Annotated in this window: 15 protein-coding genes, 4 tRNA genes and 1 other annotated feature; of the genes, 12 read left to right on the forward strand and 7 right to left on the reverse strand. The window is 42.0% G+C overall.

What is annotated here, in order from left to right:
- Window positions 1–35: 35 nt before the first annotated feature.
- Both L3V77_RS06895 and L3V77_RS06900 read right to left on the reverse strand, forming a co-directional pair.
- Window positions 36–614, reverse strand: coding sequence for an aminodeoxychorismate/anthranilate synthase component II (locus L3V77_RS06895; protein ID WP_275136343.1), 579 nt, complete (start codon window positions 612–614; stop codon window positions 36–38).
- A gap of 5 nt (window positions 615–619) precedes the next feature.
- Window positions 620–2185 (reverse strand): anthranilate synthase component 1, encoded by a 1566-nt coding sequence (locus L3V77_RS06900; protein WP_275136344.1) that lies wholly within the window; start codon window positions 2183–2185, stop codon window positions 620–622.
- Window positions 2186–2359: 174 nt separating this feature from the next.
- Window positions 2360–2460: a sequence feature (Trp leader region), on the reverse strand.
- A gap of 123 nt (window positions 2461–2583) precedes the next feature.
- On the opposite strand from L3V77_RS06900, the gene L3V77_RS06905 reads away from it, so the two are divergent.
- The 3 genes from L3V77_RS06905 to rluB all read left to right on the forward strand — a co-directional run bounded on the left by L3V77_RS06905 (window position 2584) and on the right by rluB (window position 5166).
- A complete protein-coding gene (locus tag L3V77_RS06905; RefSeq protein WP_275136345.1) occupies window positions 2584–3426 on the forward strand; it encodes a PHP domain-containing protein in 843 nt (280 codons plus the stop codon).
- Window positions 3427–3457: 31 nt separating this feature from the next.
- Window positions 3458–4078 carry an L-threonylcarbamoyladenylate synthase gene (locus L3V77_RS06910; protein WP_275136346.1) on the forward strand — a complete coding sequence of 207 codons (621 nt, stop codon included), beginning with the start codon at window positions 3458–3460 and terminating at the stop codon, window positions 4076–4078.
- Window positions 4079–4269: 191 nt separating this feature from the next.
- Window positions 4270–5166, forward strand: coding sequence for a 23S rRNA pseudouridine(2605) synthase RluB (gene rluB / locus L3V77_RS06915; protein WP_275136347.1), 897 nt, complete (start codon window positions 4270–4272; stop codon window positions 5164–5166).
- A 76-nt stretch (window positions 5167–5242) separates the two neighbouring features.
- On the opposite strand, the gene L3V77_RS06920 is transcribed toward rluB, so the two are convergent.
- Entirely contained in the window at window positions 5243–5596 is a 354-nt protein-coding gene (locus tag L3V77_RS06920) for an HI1450 family dsDNA-mimic protein (RefSeq protein ID WP_275136348.1), read from the reverse strand.
- A 10-nt stretch (window positions 5597–5606) separates the two neighbouring features.
- A complete protein-coding gene (gene yeiP / locus L3V77_RS06925) occupies window positions 5607–6176 on the reverse strand; it encodes an elongation factor P-like protein YeiP (protein ID WP_195703011.1) in 570 nt (189 codons plus the stop codon).
- A gap of 179 nt (window positions 6177–6355) precedes the next feature.
- On the opposite strand from yeiP, the gene L3V77_RS06930 reads away from it, so the two are divergent.
- Window positions 6356–7123, forward strand: a complete 768-nt coding sequence (locus tag L3V77_RS06930) for a nucleotidyltransferase domain-containing protein (RefSeq protein WP_275136349.1) — start codon at window positions 6356–6358, stop codon at window positions 7121–7123.
- A 36-nt stretch (window positions 7124–7159) separates the two neighbouring features.
- On the opposite strand, the gene L3V77_RS06935 is transcribed toward L3V77_RS06930, so the two are convergent.
- Window positions 7160–9523 (reverse strand): DNA polymerase II, encoded by a 2364-nt coding sequence (locus L3V77_RS06935; protein ID WP_275136350.1) that lies wholly within the window; start codon window positions 9521–9523, stop codon window positions 7160–7162.
- Window positions 9524–9809: 286 nt separating this feature from the next.
- Between L3V77_RS06935 and uvrY the strand changes: the two genes are divergently transcribed.
- The 5 genes from uvrY to L3V77_RS06960 all read left to right on the forward strand — a co-directional run bounded on the left by uvrY (window position 9810) and on the right by L3V77_RS06960 (window position 13330).
- Entirely contained in the window at window positions 9810–10454 is a 645-nt protein-coding gene (gene uvrY, locus L3V77_RS06940; protein ID WP_275136351.1) for a UvrY/SirA/GacA family response regulator transcription factor, read from the forward strand.
- A complete protein-coding gene (uvrC, locus tag L3V77_RS06945) occupies window positions 10454–12286 on the forward strand; it encodes an excinuclease ABC subunit UvrC (protein WP_275136352.1) in 1833 nt (610 codons plus the stop codon). The genes uvrY and uvrC overlap by 1 nt, the downstream gene beginning before the upstream one ends.
- A 46-nt stretch (window positions 12287–12332) precedes the next feature.
- Window positions 12333–12890: a CDP-diacylglycerol--glycerol-3-phosphate 3-phosphatidyltransferase gene (pgsA, locus tag L3V77_RS06950; protein WP_275136353.1), complete on the forward strand. Its 558-nt coding sequence runs from the start codon at window positions 12333–12335 to the stop codon at window positions 12888–12890.
- A 271-nt stretch (window positions 12891–13161) separates the two neighbouring features.
- Window positions 13162–13235 (forward strand) — tRNA-Cys (locus L3V77_RS06955).
- Between the two features lie 19 nt (window positions 13236–13254).
- Window positions 13255–13330 (forward strand) — tRNA-Gly (locus tag L3V77_RS06960).
- Between the two features lie 140 nt (window positions 13331–13470).
- Here the strand turns inward: L3V77_RS06960 and L3V77_RS06965 are convergent.
- Window positions 13471–13773: an isoamylase early set domain-containing protein gene (locus L3V77_RS06965; RefSeq protein ID WP_195703017.1), complete on the reverse strand. Its 303-nt coding sequence runs from the start codon at window positions 13771–13773 to the stop codon at window positions 13471–13473.
- Between the two features lie 393 nt (window positions 13774–14166).
- On the opposite strand from L3V77_RS06965, the gene L3V77_RS06970 reads away from it, so the two are divergent.
- The 3 genes from L3V77_RS06970 (at window position 14167) to L3V77_RS06980 (ending at window position 15833) form a co-directional block, all read left to right on the forward strand.
- Window positions 14167–15408: an HDOD domain-containing protein gene (locus tag L3V77_RS06970; protein WP_275136354.1), complete on the forward strand. Its 1242-nt coding sequence runs from the start codon at window positions 14167–14169 to the stop codon at window positions 15406–15408.
- Window positions 15409–15636: 228 nt separating this feature from the next.
- A tRNA-Leu gene (locus L3V77_RS06975) sits at window positions 15637–15723 on the forward strand.
- A 34-nt stretch (window positions 15724–15757) separates the two neighbouring features.
- Window positions 15758–15833, forward strand: a tRNA-Gly gene (locus tag L3V77_RS06980).
- Window positions 15834–15914: 81 nt separating this feature from the next.
- Here L3V77_RS06980 and L3V77_RS06985 read toward each other — a convergent pair.
- Window positions 15915–16808 carry an AraC family transcriptional regulator gene (locus tag L3V77_RS06985; protein ID WP_275136355.1) on the reverse strand — a complete coding sequence of 298 codons (894 nt, stop codon included), beginning with the start codon at window positions 16806–16808 and terminating at the stop codon, window positions 15915–15917.
- Window positions 16809–16934 lie beyond the last annotated feature (126 nt).

Here is a 16934-nt window from a genome sequence, read left to right on the forward strand (position 1 = left end):
AAATTCGTCAATATTATTGCCGTTTCGATGCTCTATTAATCTAACGCCCATTGGATAGTGTTGTTTAACAAGGTGGCGCCGTAAGTCGTCATAATTGATTCAGGATGAAATTGATACCCACATACTCTGTCTTGTTCGTGAATCACCGACATGACCAAACCATTTACCTGTGCGGTAATCGTTAGATCTTCTGGTACGGATGTCGCAACCAAAGAGTGGTATCGAGCGACGGCAAGTGGTGATGGTATCCCCTGATAAACCTTGTGATTTTGGTGTTCCATCATTGATACTTTTCCATGGACAATCTCGCCAGCACCTTCAACGGTGCCTCCGTATGCTTCAACGATTGCTTGATGCCCTAGGCAAATTCCAATGATTGGCACCTTGCCTTTCATTAACTGAAGTAACTCGGGCATACTCCCTGCATCTGAAGGCGCACCGGGGCCGGGAGACAGAATAATCACGGGGTTGTCTAATTGAGCAACCGCAATCTCTATGGTTGTTGCCGCGATATTGTTGCGATATATCGTTACATGATGTCCAAGAGAACGAAACTGATCCACTAGGTTGTAAGTGAAAGAGTCAAAGTTATCGATGAAAACTAAATTTGCCATATCACTTACTCCGTATGTGCGTGTTGGATAGCGGAAATGACCGCTTGTGCTTTACCGCGAGTTTCATCGGCTTCAGCTTGAGGGTCTGAATCGTAGACCACGCCAGCACCCGCTTGTACTTGCGCAATACCATCTTCTACGTAAGCGGCTCGAATAACAATACAGGTGTCTAGGTCGCCTTGTCCGGTGAAATAACCGACGGCGCCTCCGTAGCTGCCACGTCTCACTTGTTCAACGTCCCGGATAAGCTGCATTGCGCGAATTTTAGGTGCGCCAGTTAACGTGCCCATGTTCATGCAGGCCTGATAAGCATGTAACGCGTCTAAGTCATCGCGAAGTTGACCAACAACGCGAGAAACCAAGTGCATGACATGGCTGTATCTATCCACTTTTAAAAGGTCTGCCACGTGGCGTGAGCCTGCAGTACTAATACGAGCCACATCATTCCTCGCTAAATCTACCAACATCATATGTTCCGCGTTCTCTTTCATATCACTACGCAGGTCGAGTTCAACACGGCCATCTAGATCTAAGTTAATGGAACCATCCGGATTTTTACCGCGACGTCGAGTCCCGGCGATGGGATATATTTCTACTTGATTGGTTTCGGAGGAATATTTTAATGCACTTTCTGGTGATGCGCCGAAAAGGGTAAATAGTTCGTCGTGCATGTAGAACATGTAAGGGCTAGGGTTGCTTTTCTTGAGCCCTTTGTAGGACCCCAAAGGTGAGGGGCAGGGCAATGTGAATCTTCTCGAAGGGACGACCTGAAAAACATCACCTTTAACAACATATTGTTTTAGATCGCGAACCGTTTGACAAAAGTCTTCGTCTAATACACTCGGGACCGCTTCGCACGCCTTTAATTTAACGGTATCTCGCAGAGGTGCGGGGTCTTCACTGTGGTCACAGATTTCAGTTAGTCGTTGTTGTATTTGGTTCATGGATACTTCTGTACCATCAAATACAGATCCTTGAACCAAACAAGTCTGCGATTGGTGGTCAATAACCATCAATGTTTCGGCTAAGTAAAAGACATAATCTGGACAACTGTTCGTTTGTTCAGCGCGGCCTAGAGGTTCGAAGTTCGCGACCAAATCGTAGGAGAAAAGCCCGCCAATAAACAATGCGAAGTTGTCCTTGTTCTCTGTATCAAAGCTGTGTTGAATAATACGCAGCGCATCGAATGAAGAGGCTTCTTTTAAACGGCTGTCTTCATCTATATCTGTGTCAGCCTGAGGAAAATTTAGTTGTAGGTTGTCACTCTCTTTGCTGATGGCAACATTTGCGGTGATATGTGAAGCAATTCGCGCTAAGGCGTTAATGCCATTTTGAGATAGTGGTTGCATCTCAACATGATGCCCATTGCAAACCACGCGCACAGCCGCATCTATCAACAACATGCTCTTTAGATCTTCTTTTGAATCGATATCCGCTGATTCTAAAAGGAGACTATTTGTTTTGTCCGCACACAGCACTTGAAAAAGGCGAGTTGGGTCTTCGGAATAAGGAACAGATAGAGAGATAACATCTAATTTGCCCTTTTGTGTAATTTGAATCGCCTTATTCATAAGACATCCTCTGATAATGCTAGATTTGGAGCGGCTGCACCCAGTTTCTCATAAACACTTACGCTACCCAATAATTAATGAAATCAAACTGTTGCTATTTTGTTCAGTTAACAAGTTATCTCTGAAAAATAGATTGTCATCAACGTTAGGTTCAAAAATGAGTAAGTGGAAGCAATAAAAAAACCCGTCATATAGACGGGTTTTAAACTAAATTCTGTATATCAAACAGTATCGTTACCCCGTCAAGTCCCTAAACCGATACGCCACCAACGAAGCTCAGACACAATGTCTGCTCTTTTATCGCTAGGCTTTTGGTTAGATTCTTGTAACATAGTGTATTATTCCTGTTTGAAAGTTGTACTAGTAAACTAGTACTAGGGGCTAAAGTCAAGTAATAAATGAAAATTGATCTACATTGCCATACAACCGCCTCTGATGGGCGATTAACTCCGACAGAAATCGTCGATAGAGCAATTGAATTTGACGTGCGCGTTTTAGCGATTACTGACCATGATACGGTAGATGGTTTAGCGCCTGCCTTTGAATATGTTGATAAGAGCAAACTGAATATTAAACTGATTCGTGGCATTGAGATTTCAACGGTCTGGCAAAATAAAGATATCCACGTAGTCGGATTAAATATAGATGAATACAACCTTGAACTACTGGCTCTTATTCAGGAGCAAAAGCAGAGAAGAGTGGAACGCTCTGAACTGATGGCACAAAGGCTTGCGAAGGTCACTAAAGAAACAGTGTTAGCTGAGGTAAAAGACATCGCTTCAGGTGCCCCCATTACACGATCTCACTTTGCCAAGTGGCTTGTGGATAATGGTTACGCAAAAACCATGCAACAGGTTTTTAAAAAATACTTAACGCGAGACAAGCCCGGTTATGTGCCGCCGAACTGGTGTTCTATAGCAGAGGCGGTTGCCGCTATTCATGCCGCTGGTGGTGATGCTGTTTTGGCGCATCCCGGACGATATCAGTTAACCGCAAAGTGGACCAAACGATTGATATCAGCCTTTGTGGAAGCAGGTGGAAACGGAATGGAAGTTGCGTTGCCTCAACAAGGTCAACAAGAAAGGCGAAACCTTGCCGATTATGCTATACAATACAACCTATTAGCGTCTCAAGGGTCCGATTTTCATTATCCATCCCCTTGGACGGAGCTGGGACGTAATCTTTGGTTACCTTCTGGTGTAGATCCAATATGGAAAGATTGGGGTATTAACCCAGCCTAAGATACCGAAACGTCGGTAGTGAGGAATTATTATGAGTCAATTTTTTTATGTACACCCAGACAATCCGCAAGCTCGGTTGATTAGCCAAGCGGTTGCGATTATTCGAACTGGTGGTGTTGTTGTTTACCCTACCGATTCTGGTTATGCACTTGGGTGTCAGCTAGAAAACAAACAAGCACTAGACACTATTTGCCGTATTCGTAAACTGGATGACAAACACAATTTTACGCTTCTCTGCCGAGATCTTTCTGAATTGTCGTTATATGCGCGCGTTGATAACACCGCATTCCGTTTGCTAAAAAATAATACACCTGGTGCCTATACTTTTATTTTTAAAGGGACCAAAGAAGTGCCACGAAGACTGATGAATGCGAAACGCAAAACCATTGGTATAAGGGTTCCGGACAACCGCATTGCTCTTGATTTATTAGAAGCCTTAGGTGAACCATTAATGTCGACTACCCTGATTTTGCCAGGAAGTGACGTCGCTGAATCAGATCCAGAAGATATCAGAGACAAACTGGAGCATACGGTTGATCTGATAATGAATGGTGGTTATCTAGGAGAGCAGCCAACAACGGTCATTGATTTTAGTGATGATGAACCTGTGGTGCTGAGATTAGGGGCAGGTGACCCGTCTCCATTCGAATAGAATCAAATAAAGGAGCTTCGGCTCCTTTTTCTTTATCGAAATCGGTCAAATCGCTATCTAATTCTTATGAAAATAATGTATAATCGCCGACCGCATTTTTATTGCATTTTTGTTTGTTCGATGCAAGTCGTGCAAGAGACATATTTTTTAAATTACTGACGTCTGTGAAGACGACAACAACAGGTATATTGATGAGCGAAAAACTACAGAAAATTTTAGCCAGAGCCGGTCACGGCTCAAGACGTGAGCTAGAAACATTAATCAAATCAGGCCGTGTAAGTGTTAACGGTAAAGTTGCGAAGCTCGGTGAGCGCCTAGAAGACGATAATTCAGTGATCCGCATGGACGGACATGTTATCTCCATTAAAGAAGATGACGATGAAGTATGTCGTGTATTAGCGTATTACAAACCTGAAGGCGAATTATGCACTCGTTCTGATCCTGAAGGTCGTAGAACTGTATTTGATCGCTTACCTAAAATTCGTGGTGCACGCTGGATCTCTGTAGGGCGTTTGGATGCTAATACATCTGGTTTACTGTTATTTACTACAGACGGTGAGTTAGCCAACCGTTTGATGCACCCTAGCCGTCAGGTTGAGCGTGAATATCTAGTCCGCGTATTTGGTGAAATAGACGAGAAAAAGGTTCGTAATGTTGTTCAAGGTGTGAAACTTGAAGATGGTATGGCACGATTCGAAGATGTTGTTTATGCTGGTGGTGAAGGTATGAACCATACTTTCTACGTGGTGATTAACGAGGGACGTAACCGTGAAGTCCGTCGCTTATGGGAGTCACAACATACAACAGTAAGCCGTTTAAAGCGTGTTCGTTATGGCGATATTTACCTAGAGAAAACACTACCACGTGGTGGTTGGATGGAACTTGAGCTGAAAGAAGTTAACTACTTGCGTGAGTTAGTTGAATTGAAACCAGAAAAGAATACAGTGATCGATCTAGATAAAAACAATACATCTCGTAAACGCGAACGTTCACGTCATCAGAAAATTCGCCGCGCAGTTAGGCGTCATGAAGAAAGAGTGACGGCCCCTAAAGGTCGTGGAAATAGAAACCGTAAAGTAAGAAAATAGCGTAAACGATAGATAATAAATGAATAATAAAAAACGGGTTATACATGGTATAACCCGTTTTTGCATTCAATTAAGTTTAATCTCTTTTCCAAAAAACATGACAGAACTTATGCTCTGGAGTACGACTAACGAGCATTCTGGCAAATACATCATCAAGTACATCGGATTCTTCATCCACTAAGCCAATGCGAACCTCAGCATAGATTTCTTTGTCTACTTCAAAGCCAACTTCTGCTGTCCAATCATCACCGGTCTCCACCAATTCTGCGGCGCCACGGTCTTCGAACTGTGCGGTGAATAGAATGACATCTGCAGGTTCTAGGTTATCAGGTGCCATTTCTAAGAAGATATCGTATGCGACGTCGATAACATCATCATATGAAATGAGTTCTTCTTGGGCGCTTTGATTACTTTCGTTGTTATCTACCATATGCGTGTTCCTAATCTGCTCTACTCGTGTATTTGCTTTCGGCGGTGTTGATTTTTACTTTGTCGCCAGACCCAATGTATTCAGGTACCTGAATAGTTAGTCCTGTCGCGAAGCGAGCAGGCTTAGAACGTGCTGAAGCAGAAGCGCCCTTGATAGATGGGTCGGTCTCTTCGATGACCATTTCAACGGAAGCGGGTAACTCAATAGCAACAGATTTGTCATTGATCAATACAACCTGTATCCCTTGTGTCTCTTCGTTGATAAATAGTAATTCTTCTTTGATGTCATCGCCGTTGAAGTTGTACTGAGTGTAATCTTCGTTATCCATAAAGACATATTCATCACCGTCAATGTAAGAGAACATGACATTGCGTTTTGTCATATCAACGGTTTCTAAAAGCTCGTCACTCTTAAACCCTTCTTCTACCTTGCCGCCTGTCATTAAATCTTTGAAGCGAAATTTATAGATTTTCGCACCGCCACGACCACCCGGTGTGGTGATGTCGAAATCTTTAACAAGTAAGATTTTACCGTTTAGGCTTACAGCAAAGCCTTTTTTTATATCACTAGCCTTTGTCATCGTTCTGACCTTTAAATGTATAAGTTGACCAATAAATTGGGGCACAAGGAATAGAATACAACCTCTGGTTTTAAATCCAATATTTACAAGGCATAATTGAGCTCAAAATAAGATTTAGATTCGGTTTTTACCATTTTAGGTTTATTTTTAATCATTAACGACCAATAGCGAGCAACTTTGTGCCATTACCAGTGATAGATCCGAGCGCCCCTTGGCAAGAAGAATATCGTAGAGTCATTCAAGAATTGATTCCAGCGCTTGAAAGCGGGTTAGGTAGTAACCTCCATAGTATCTATCTTTATGGCAGCGTGGCGAGAAAGTGTGCCGTGCCGGGTAAATCTAATCTAGATTTAGTGGTGGTGACAAGACGTCAACCGGATGCAAGGTTTCAGACGTTATTGAGCACGATAAAATGGCGATATAAAAAAGCATTCCCGTTGATCACTGACTTATCTTTTCAGTTCCCTTTGGTCAAAGATATTTTAGCGATAGAAAGTGTGATTACTTGGGGTTTCATGCTGAAACACTGTTGTGTTTGTGTTTCCGGCGATGATTTATCAACTCGTTACGGCGAATTCGAGCCGAGTTGGGAGATCGCTAAGTTTTGGAATATGGATGTCGATGAGTGGATAGCAACTTATCGACAGAGAATCGTGCAAGCATCAAACAGAGAAGAGCAAACTAAATTCCAAGTAATCATTGCTAAAAAATTACTCAGAGCAAGTTACTCCGTGATCATGAATAAAGACAAAGGATGGTATGACGATCCTACCGAATGCGGTGAGAAGTTTCTGAATTACTATCCGGACAAACATATAGATATTGAGCGGCTCAATATTCTTCTTTCAGGTAGATATATACCTAAACGCTCTACTATTGGGATCTTAGATAGTTACGGTAATTGGTTAGTCAAAGCTTATAAGAAAACAGAATTTAGGATTGGTTAGTGCTAATCCAATGAGCATTACAATGGTTCGCTGAAATCAAAATAGGCCCAATTGTGGCGCGTTTATGCTTTCAAAGTCGAGTCCGATAAAGGGCAATATAGCATCGGCAACGGGCAATAGCTGCTTATCAATGTAATGCTGGTAATCAATTGCACTCTGTCTGTATTCTTCTGGTTCCGGCCCATTTAACGTAATTATGTATTCGATACGACCCCGGTTTTGATATTGAAGAGGTCTACCTAATTTTGCGTTAATGTCATCTGCCATACGAGCCGCTTTCACTTGAGGTGGTACGTTTTTTTGATACTCGCTGAGCTTACGCCTTAACCTTTTCTGGTAGGTTAGTTTATCGTCATACTCACCATTGAGCGTTGCTTCTACATAACGGCGAATATAATCAGTGGGATCAATATCATGAAAAATCATTTCATAGAGTTCTTGTTGGAACTGTTGAGATAATACCGTCCAGTCGGTGCGCGCACTTTCTAGTCCTTTGAACACAATATGTTCTGCCTTTCCTTCGCCAATAAGTCCAGCATAGCGTTTCTTGGAACCTGTCTCTGAACCTCGAATTGTTGGCATCAAAAATTTTCGGTAATGGGTTTCATACTCAAGCTCTAAACAAGAGGAGAGACCGTATTGCTGCTGTATATGGCTGGTCCACCAATCGTTTATGTGATCGATTAATTCGTTGCCTATTTTGTCTGCTTCAGATGTTGGTAAGGCGCGGGTCAGGGAGACAAAGGTTGAGTCGGTATCACCATAAATGACAATGTACCCTTTTTGTTCGATTAATTGCCTTGTGCGCTTCATTATTTCATGACCGCGCATGGTTATAGAGGAAGCAAGGCGGACATCGAAAAAACGACAACCAGATGAGCCGAGCACGCCGTAAAAAGAGTTCATAATAATTTTTATCGCTTGCGAAAAAGCTTTTTCATTTTTTTTCTTGGCGTTATCTCTCGCTGACCATAAATCTTCTATCATTTTTGGGAGAAAGTGCTTGGTTCGGTGAAACTGCCCACCAACGAAACCTTCTACCGCTTGGTCTTGTTTATTCCCTACTGTTAGTTTGAGGCCTTCTACTAACCCTAGAGGATCAATTAAGAACGAACGGATGATAGAAGGATAAAGGCTCTTAAAATCCAATACCAAAACGGAATCGTACAATCCCGGTAGAGAATCCATCACGTAGCCACCAGGACTGGCCTGCCAGTTTTCAGTCTGAAGGCTAGGGGCGACGTAGCCAGCCCGGTGAAGCTGTGGCAAATATAGATTAGTGAATGCGGCGACAGATCCGCCCATGCGGTCCAGTTCTATACCAGTTAGTCTTGAACGTTCAATGGCAAATTCTATTAGATGGGTATGTTGGAAAATTCGATTTACCAACACACAGTCTTGCAAATTGTATTTTGCTAGTGCCGGCTTGTTATGGCGGAACATGTTGTTTATTTCCGCCATTCTGTCGTGGACGTTATGTATTGCCTTACCTTCGGAAAGCAGTTCTTGAGAAACGGACTCTAAAGACCAAGAACGGAACGAATAGGTGGCGGTTTTAAGCGTATCAATACCATCCAATACCACTCTACCAGGAATAGAAATGAACCCTTGCTGCGTTTGGTTGGATTGCCTGAAGTAAGCGTTTTGATTTCCTCTCCCAATGGTAAGTTTTAGTCCATTCCATTCAGCCCTTTTGACCAATAACCTGAAATCAAAATCTACCACCATCCAACCAAGAATGAGGTCTGGGTCATATTGTTTAAACCAGTCAATGAGTGCGATTAATAGCATCTTTTCATTTTGAACCCATTGAACCGGGGTTTCGCAAGGCTCTGGTGAGCCAATCATAATCACACGATTATCAAGAGGCGAGGCCAATCCGACGGAATATAGAATGCCATTTTCTGAACATTCAATATCCAATGAGACATAGCTTAATTTCGGATGGTAAGTACCCTTACGGCATTTCGCTTGCGTTATTTGGGTGTAGCCATTTTTTTCAGTTCTATGACCGGTAAACTCAATGCCCCCCTGAATAAATCGTTCCATTAAATATCGGTCTGCTAGGCGAACGTCGGACTCGATTGTTTCGATATCATTAGAGGTGAGCAGAGCTAAGATTTGGGTTTTTAGGTATTGGTTTTCGCTGTAGCAACCAACGACAGCATTTTGTTGAAAATCTTTTAATTCAAGCGGCCTAAATTCTAGTTTCTGTCCGTGTTCCAAGCAGAGGCTTTCGACTCTTGACAAGTCAGTGGCTTTTATGAAAAAAAGACTTTTCTCAGATTGAACCTTTAATTGAGTTGGCCCTTCGGGTGTATTTAGCCACAGCTCAATCAAAGTTGACCCTTTGATGTCTCGGGCGTGGCGTGTAAGGATAAACCCTTTTCCTAGATTCAATTTGTAACCTTAGGTACTGAACATGCTTGGATAGTAGCAATTATTGTTGGCAAATAGCCAGTTGGTAGCGTAGTGTTGTACCGAATAATTAACGATTGATATAAAAATCGACAATAAATTAATTGGTTGATAATTAGTCACCATAAAAAATAATGAAAGTTTGTGCTACGACTCATATTGTAGCTAAGCATTCTTGTCTAAAATAGGTTAAAATCGTTATAGTATTGCGTTCCATTTCTCAAATTGAGATTCGGTTGGCAGAGGTTAGTAGTGTGGAGATACAAGTTTGATAAATGTTTTCCTTGTAGATGATCACGAGCTAGTTCGCACAGGGATAAGACGTATAATTGAAGACGTCCGTGGAATGAACGTAGCAGGGGAAGCTGAAAGCGGTGAAAATTCTGTAAAATGGTGTCGCAGCAATCATGCTGACGTCATACTCATGGACATGAATATGCCGGGTATTGGCGGTTTGGAAGCGACAAAAAAAATATTACGGTTTAATCCTGATGTAAAAATCATTGTATTGACGGTACATACTGAAAATCCATTTCCGACAAAGGTGATGCAAGCAGGGGCTGCTGGTTATCTTACAAAGGGGGCTGCCCCAGACGAAATGGTGAACGCAATTCGAATGGTCCATAGCGGACAACGCTATATTTCCCCGGAAATTGCTCAACAGATGGCATTAAGTCAATTTTCTTCAGCATCTGAAAATCCATTTAAAGATCTTTCGGAGCGTGAGTTACAGATCATGCTGATGATTACGAAAGGACAAAGAGTAACGGATATTTCAGAGCAACTAAATCTGAGTCCTAAAACAGTCAACAGCTATCGCTATAGATTGTTCAGTAAATTAGATATCAATGGTGATGTGGAGTTAACTCATTTGGCCATTCGTCATGGAATGCTAGATACTGAGACATTGTAGTGTCGAGTAGTTTTGATTCATCCTCTTTTCTAAATACTGTCACAAATCAGCCCGGCGTATACAGAATGTATAACGCCGAGTCTGATATTATTTATGTGGGTAAAGCAAAAGACCTTAAAAAAAGGCTTTCTAGTTACTTCCGAAAAAATGTTGACGGTGAAAAAACGCGCGCGTTAGTTAGCCATATCGCAAAAATTGACGTTACTGTTACCCATACGGAAACAGAAGCTCTGATTCTTGAACACAACTATATTAAGCAGTATTTGCCCAAGTATAATGTGTTATTACGAGATGATAAATCCTATCCCTATATTTTCATAAGCACCCATAAACATCCCCGTTTGTCCTCTCATCGAGGCGCCAAAAAACGTAAGGGTGAGTATTTTGGTCCGTATCCCGATTCAGGTGCCGTTCGAGAAACATTACATTTGCTACAGAAAATATTCCCAGTAAGGCAGTGTGAAGATACCGTCTATGGTAACCGCACTCGGCCTTGCTTAATGTATCAAATCGGACGTTGCGCTGGGCCTTGTGTGTCTGATCTCATTAGCGATGATGAGTACTCCGAACTCGTCGGTATGGTTCGGCTGTTTTTGCAAGGCAAAGACAAACAAGTTATCTCTGAACTTGTCGACAAGATGGAGCAAGCTAGCATAGCGCTTCGATTTGAAGATGCGGCAAAACTAAGAGATCAAATCCAAGCAATAAGAAGGGTGCAAGAACAACAGTTTGTCTCTGAAGATAGTATGGATGACTTGGATATTTTAGGTTTCGCGCAAGAAAATGGGCTAGCGTGTATTCATATATTGATGGTTAGACAAGGCAAAATATTAGGCAGCCGAAGTCACTTTCCCAAGATACCTAATAACACGGAAAGAGAAGAAGTGTTTTATAGCTTTTTGAGTCAGTACTATCTTGGGCACAATGAGGCGCGTACCATACCTACTCGTATCGTGCTAAATAAAGGATTGTTTACCGAAAGTGAACCATTGCAAGAAGCGCTCACTAAGCTAGCAGGGCGGAAAGTGTCATTCCATCAAGATCCAACAGGGACCCGTGGACAGTACTTAAAACTCGCCAATACCAATGCGTTGACCGCTATTACAACCAAAATAAATCACAAGATGACGATCAGTCAGCGCGTATCGGCTCTGCAAGATGAGCTAGGCATCGAATCCATTCGTCGCATGGAGTGTTTTGATATAAGCCACACGATGGGTGAAAGTACCATCGCGTCTTGCGTAGTATTTAACCATGAAGGGCCAGTCAAGCAAGAGTATAGGCGTTACAACATAACGGGTATTACGGGTGGGGATGATTATGCGGCGATGGGGCAAGTCCTGGATAGACGCTATAGTAAACAGCTAGATGTGGAGAAAATCCCTGATATTGTTTTCGTCGACGGTGGTAAAGGCCAACTCAATCGCGCGCATCAAATTCTTTCTTCCCATTGGGAAGATTGGCCGAAACGTCCAAGGCTAATTGGTATTGCAAAAGGTGTAACGAGAAAGCCGGGTCTAGAAACATTGATCACGATTGAAGGCGATGAGTTTAACCTGCCTAGTGACGCGCCTGCACTACATTTAATTCAGCATATTAGAGATGAAAGTCATAATCATGCAATTGCGGGACATAGAGCAAAACGCGCGAAGACGAGAAGAACCAGTTCTTTAGAAGGCATTGAGGGCATCGGACCCAAAAGACGCCAATCATTGCTCAAATTTATGGGTGGGCTTCAAGAACTCAAGCGAGCAAGTGTAGAAGATATAAGCAAAATACCGGGAATTAGTCTTTCTTTGGCAGAAAAGATACATCAGTCATTGAAAGAATAGTTTTTTTCCCGCACCATTACCTCGCGGTTTACAAGAGCTAACTATAATGCGTTTTACCATACCAAATATACTTACATTATTACGACTGGCATTAATACCAGTTTTAGTCATTGTTTTTTATCTTCCCTACAGTTGGGCCCCTTTTGCTGCGGCAATGGTCTTTTGGTTTGCTGCTGTTACAGATTATTTCGATGGCATGCTTGCCCGTAAACTGGGTCAAACTTCTCGCTTCGGTGCTTTTCTTGATCCTGTTGCTGATAAGGTTATGGTCGCAACAGCCCTTATTTTAATTACAGAGCATTACGAGACTATCTGGATAACCATTCCAGCCGTCACCATGATTTCACGAGAGATCATTATATCTGCATTGCGAGAATGGATGGCAGAAATTGGCAAGCGAGCTAGTGTGGCTGTTTCATGGGTTGGGAAAGTCAAAACCGTGGCGCAGATGTTTGCATTGTGGGTGTTAATATGGCGTTATGATGATTGGATGGTTTGGGTTGGTTATGCGGCGCTTTACGTTGCAACGATACTAACTTATTGGTCTATGATTCAATACCTAGCGGCAGCGAAGGGTGACCTGTTAGATAAAAAACACCAATAAGTCTAAGAATGATCGAAAGGCGAGCAGTGGCTCGCTTTTTTTGTATCTAATGAAGGCAAGTAGGGTATTAGATACGAGAATGGTCAAGTTATCTTACGGATTTATAGCGAATTTATGCGACTAAAGTAATCAATCTTAACAGAACTGATCGCAAAGTAACCAAACGATACAAAAAAATAAAAATAGTGTTGACTCACCTCGGCGAATCCGTAAAATGCCTCCCGTACTCAAGAGGAACTGAATAAGTTTCTCTGGCAAGAAGAGATACAACGGCGCGTTGGCAGAGAGGCTATGCAGCGGATTGCAAATCCGTGGACCTCGGTTCGATTCCGGGACGCGCCTCCATTTCTTTATGGAATGAATTGCGATACTAGCTCAGTTGGTAGAGCGCAACCTTGCCAAGGTTGAGGTCATCGGTTCGAACCCGATGTATCGCTCCAATTTGTAAAAAAGCCTTAGCAGGAATGCTAGGGTTTTTTTACGTCTGGATATTGATGAAACAACACTGGTCAATATCAAACAGTAGAATCAAAAAAGGAAGCACAAGTGCTTCCTTTTGGAATAGGATTGTTTTCGTCTACTACGCAGCTTCTACTGTCGAAATTAGACTGTTGTCAGTGCCAAAGCTATTTCTTACATAGTCATCTGCAGCTTGATCGTTCTCCCAGCTTTCACCATCGATTAGATAGCGGAATTGGAACGTGTCACCTTTTGGCAAACGAAGCTTTAAAGTGAATGCTTTGTTCTTTTTGTTCAATTTCATTGGAGTCGCTTCCCAACTATTGAAATCACCTGCGATTGCGACACTGGTTTCTTCACTTTGAGGCCACTCGAATGTTACTTCTACTTCGTCTTTAGTTTTAAAAAAGCGCTTCTTCAACATTTATTTTTCCTATAGATACCAAACATAATGCCTAATTTGTAGTCGATTTTGTGACGCAGTTCAAGTCTTTTTAACATTACTGTGGTTTCTGATGTTGGCGATTATCGTAGTACATCGTATGGTTTTGGGGACGAACATATGTTAACCCTATGCTGCGTAAGGATTAATTGACAAATAAGCAATTGATATTGTGTGTAAAAATTAAAATGATATTTTTAGAAAGTATTTGTGTCAGCAGTGTGAATTGCGTTTCCTACTGGATAAATGTTATTAGAAGGCAATACGTTTAGGTCTGAATAAAGGAAGCAATTAACACAATCATTGTTTATGTGCTGTAATTGTTAATACACTCTACAGGTATGAACCTGTTATCTTTATATATCGGAAAAATAATTGCCTAAAGAAAGTACAGCCGATCGATTATTCACGAGTAAACGGTACAACGCCGAAGCCGAGAGTGTCGCTAGAAAAATAGCTGAGCAGACTTTAATACGACATGCTCAATGGCTTGTTAGTATGCGATATTTGGTGGATCAAGCCGATGTAGACACCATATTAAGCGCTCAAGGTGAGTATTGTGAATCGGTTATTTTTGAAGAAAAAGAACGTATCACGGAAAATCAAAGAGTGCTTTTGCAGTGCGAAAAATTAAAAGTAATTGAAAGGCAGGAGCGATTAGAAGAGCGGCAGTTCATTTTAGATAAAGTGGTAACACGTGTTGCAATGAAAACAGAGAGGCTGATGATAGAGAAGCTTTCTACATTATCGGTTGATAGACTTATTTGGGGCTTTCCGCAGTTTGACCATTTCAGTTCATTTGCTTATTCCACCTCATTAAATTTTTCAAAGCTAGGTTCATTAACCGCGTTAAGCCAGTCGCTTAAATCTAACGTACTTGACCTGGTTGGTAATTCAAAGTTTTGCGAGTTGCTTGGTAAATTTCCTAAACACACGAACGACCCTAACGTTGCCATTGGTTATATCGGTATCAATAACTGCCGTAGGCTATTTCCAGTATTAATGGCGAAGCCGTTGCTCAGATGGTCAGATAAAAACACCAAAATAATGTCACCCAAGTTATGGCAGCAACTGATTGTTACCGCGAACGTCACAAGATTACGCTTAGTAAAAGCAGGGTATAAGGAGCCTGACGAAGGTATTCTTCTCGGAACCATTCGTTCCTTAGCGCAAATCGCCATTTGTAATTATTTTTCGCAATTCTTTGAAGACGCGCTTGTCAGCGTAATGAAAGAGTGTAGAGAGAATGAAGATATGGAATCTTATTTTGCGTGCGCAGAAGTAAAACCAACCTTAGCCGTATTACCTAATGTTATTTATAAACTAGATAGACTATTGACCGAGAGGATAGTTCAACATATAGAATGGGACCAACGAGTCTTGCACTTACGGGGCGCTTTACTGGAAGACGTATCCGGTACACCTATATTGAAGAGAAGCTTGCATGGCGTTGCCTTAGGGCAGGCTAGGGCATTTGCTATCTACGACATGTTAGACAGAAGCTCGGCGTTTGTAGATAAACACGCACCTTACTGGTTTGCAAATGTCCAATTAGATGGTGAAGCGCTTAACGCATTAAAAAATAGTAACCCCGGTAAGTTGACGCTTTCTATGTAGTTTTAATTCTAAATGACTATTTTTTCCTCTTTGAGATTAAAAAATAGTCATACGGTTAAAAAGTTAATAATTTTTGGTTGACTCATTTTCTGAATCCAGTAAAGTACAGCCCTGTTCTGGAAGCGAAGATAAATGCTTTATAGAAACGAAATTTGTGATATTGATTCGTCAGTATCAAGATGGTGTCTAACTAAAATCAGTTAGTAGCATAGCAAGAAAGAATTGCGTGCCCTGGTGGTGGAATTGGTAGACACAAGGGATTTAAAATCCCTCGGCGTTCGCGCTGTGCCGGTTCAAGTCCGGCCCGGGGCACCATCTAATAAAGTCTGTATTCGATGAATACAGCACTGCGACACTAGCTCAGTTGGTAGAGCGCAACCTTGCCAAGGTTGAGGTCATCGGTTCGAACCCGATGTGTCGCTCCAATTTGTAAAAAAGCCTTAGCAGAAATGCTAGGGCTTTTTTACGTCTAGACTTCTATGCCAATCACGTTCGTCATTCCTAAATTAAACCGCGTGGGCTTGGGTGGCTCCGGGTGAATAGTTGAAATGGCGCTTAAACTCACGGCTAAATTGCGAAGCACTATTGTAGCCAACAATACGTGCAGCTTCAGATGCGCGGCATCCATCAAGCATGATCAAATCGCGAGCCTTGCTTAATCGGACTTTCTTCAGGTATTGAAGAGGGGACTCGGTTGTAACCTGCTTAAATACACGATGGAAGGCGGGGACACTCATAAAGGCCTCAGCAGCGAGTTCATCTATCGTGAGTGGCGACGCGTAGTCTGAATGTAGTCGGTCCAGAACTTTTGCAAGCTTTGCATAATTTCCTTCGGCATTCGCCCGTTCGTATAAAATATGTCCCATCGGACCTTTGAGCACTCGATAGGTGATTTCTTTTACGATGTCTTCTCCAAGAAATTCGGCTTCTGAATCATGTTGTAAAACCTGCATAAGCCTCAAAAAGGCATCTTCTAATGGATCAGACATTGACATGCAGTTCATACCAAGACAGCTACGGCTTAAGGGGGCAACAGTTTCGGAGTCGTATTGGTCAATATGGTTTATTATCGAATGGAGTTGTTTTGGTGCTATATCGATTTTAAGGCCCAAAATCGGTTTGTTATCTTCAGCTTCAGATTCACATTCAAGTGGCAGTGGGACACCGAACACAACAAAATCGCCTTGGCCATAGGTCATTTTGTGTTCACCGAGATAGATGTTCTTGATACCTTGACCGATAACGACTATTCCTGACTCATAGACAAGGGGTTCTCTTGGGCGTGATCTTCCTGAGCGATAAAATTTAACACCCGGTATCACAGTGCTGACCAAGCCTTCGAGCTGACCCAATTGTTTGTTATCAACGTATGAATCCATATAACGGACGAACGGTTTCATGGTGACCCCCTTTATTAATATTCATTCAAAATAGCAAAAGTGATACTTTTGGGCAACTATTTGACATAAATAGGTATTTATATACAGTATGTTTGTCAGTAATATGCAATGCAAGAGTCGAGTATT

This window comes from Vibrio sp. DW001 (genome assembly GCF_029016285.1).
Lineage (GTDB): Bacteria > Pseudomonadota > Gammaproteobacteria > Enterobacterales > Vibrionaceae > Vibrio.

What these genes read in the sequence shown, in the direction of transcription:
- rluB (WP_275136347.1), top strand. Translation starts at nt 4,270, where the DNA reads ATGAGCGAAAAACTACAGAAAATTTTAGCCAGAGCCGGTCACGGCTCA.
- L3V77_RS06900 (WP_275136344.1), bottom strand. Translation starts at nt 2,185, where the DNA reads ATGAATAAGGCGATTCAAATTACACAAAAGGGCAAATTAGATGTTATC.
- L3V77_RS06910 (WP_275136346.1), top strand. Translation starts at nt 3,458, where the DNA reads ATGAGTCAATTTTTTTATGTACACCCAGACAATCCGCAAGCTCGGTTG.
- pgsA (WP_275136353.1), top strand. Translation starts at nt 12,333, where the DNA reads ATGCGTTTTACCATACCAAATATACTTACATTATTACGACTGGCATTA.
- L3V77_RS06920 (WP_275136348.1), bottom strand. Translation starts at nt 5,596, where the DNA reads ATGGTAGATAACAACGAAAGTAATCAAAGCGCCCAAGAAGAACTCATT.
- yeiP (WP_195703011.1), bottom strand. Translation starts at nt 6,176, where the DNA reads ATGACAAAGGCTAGTGATATAAAAAAAGGCTTTGCTGTAAGCCTAAAC.
- L3V77_RS06985 (WP_275136355.1), bottom strand. Translation starts at nt 16,808, where the DNA reads ATGAAACCGTTCGTCCGTTATATGGATTCATACGTTGATAACAAACAA.
- L3V77_RS06905 (WP_275136345.1), top strand. Translation starts at nt 2,584, where the DNA reads ATGAAAATTGATCTACATTGCCATACAACCGCCTCTGATGGGCGATTA.
- L3V77_RS06895 (WP_275136343.1), bottom strand. Translation starts at nt 614, where the DNA reads ATGGCAAATTTAGTTTTCATCGATAACTTTGACTCTTTCACTTACAAC.
- L3V77_RS06965 (WP_195703017.1), bottom strand. Translation starts at nt 13,773, where the DNA reads ATGTTGAAGAAGCGCTTTTTTAAAACTAAAGACGAAGTAGAAGTAACA.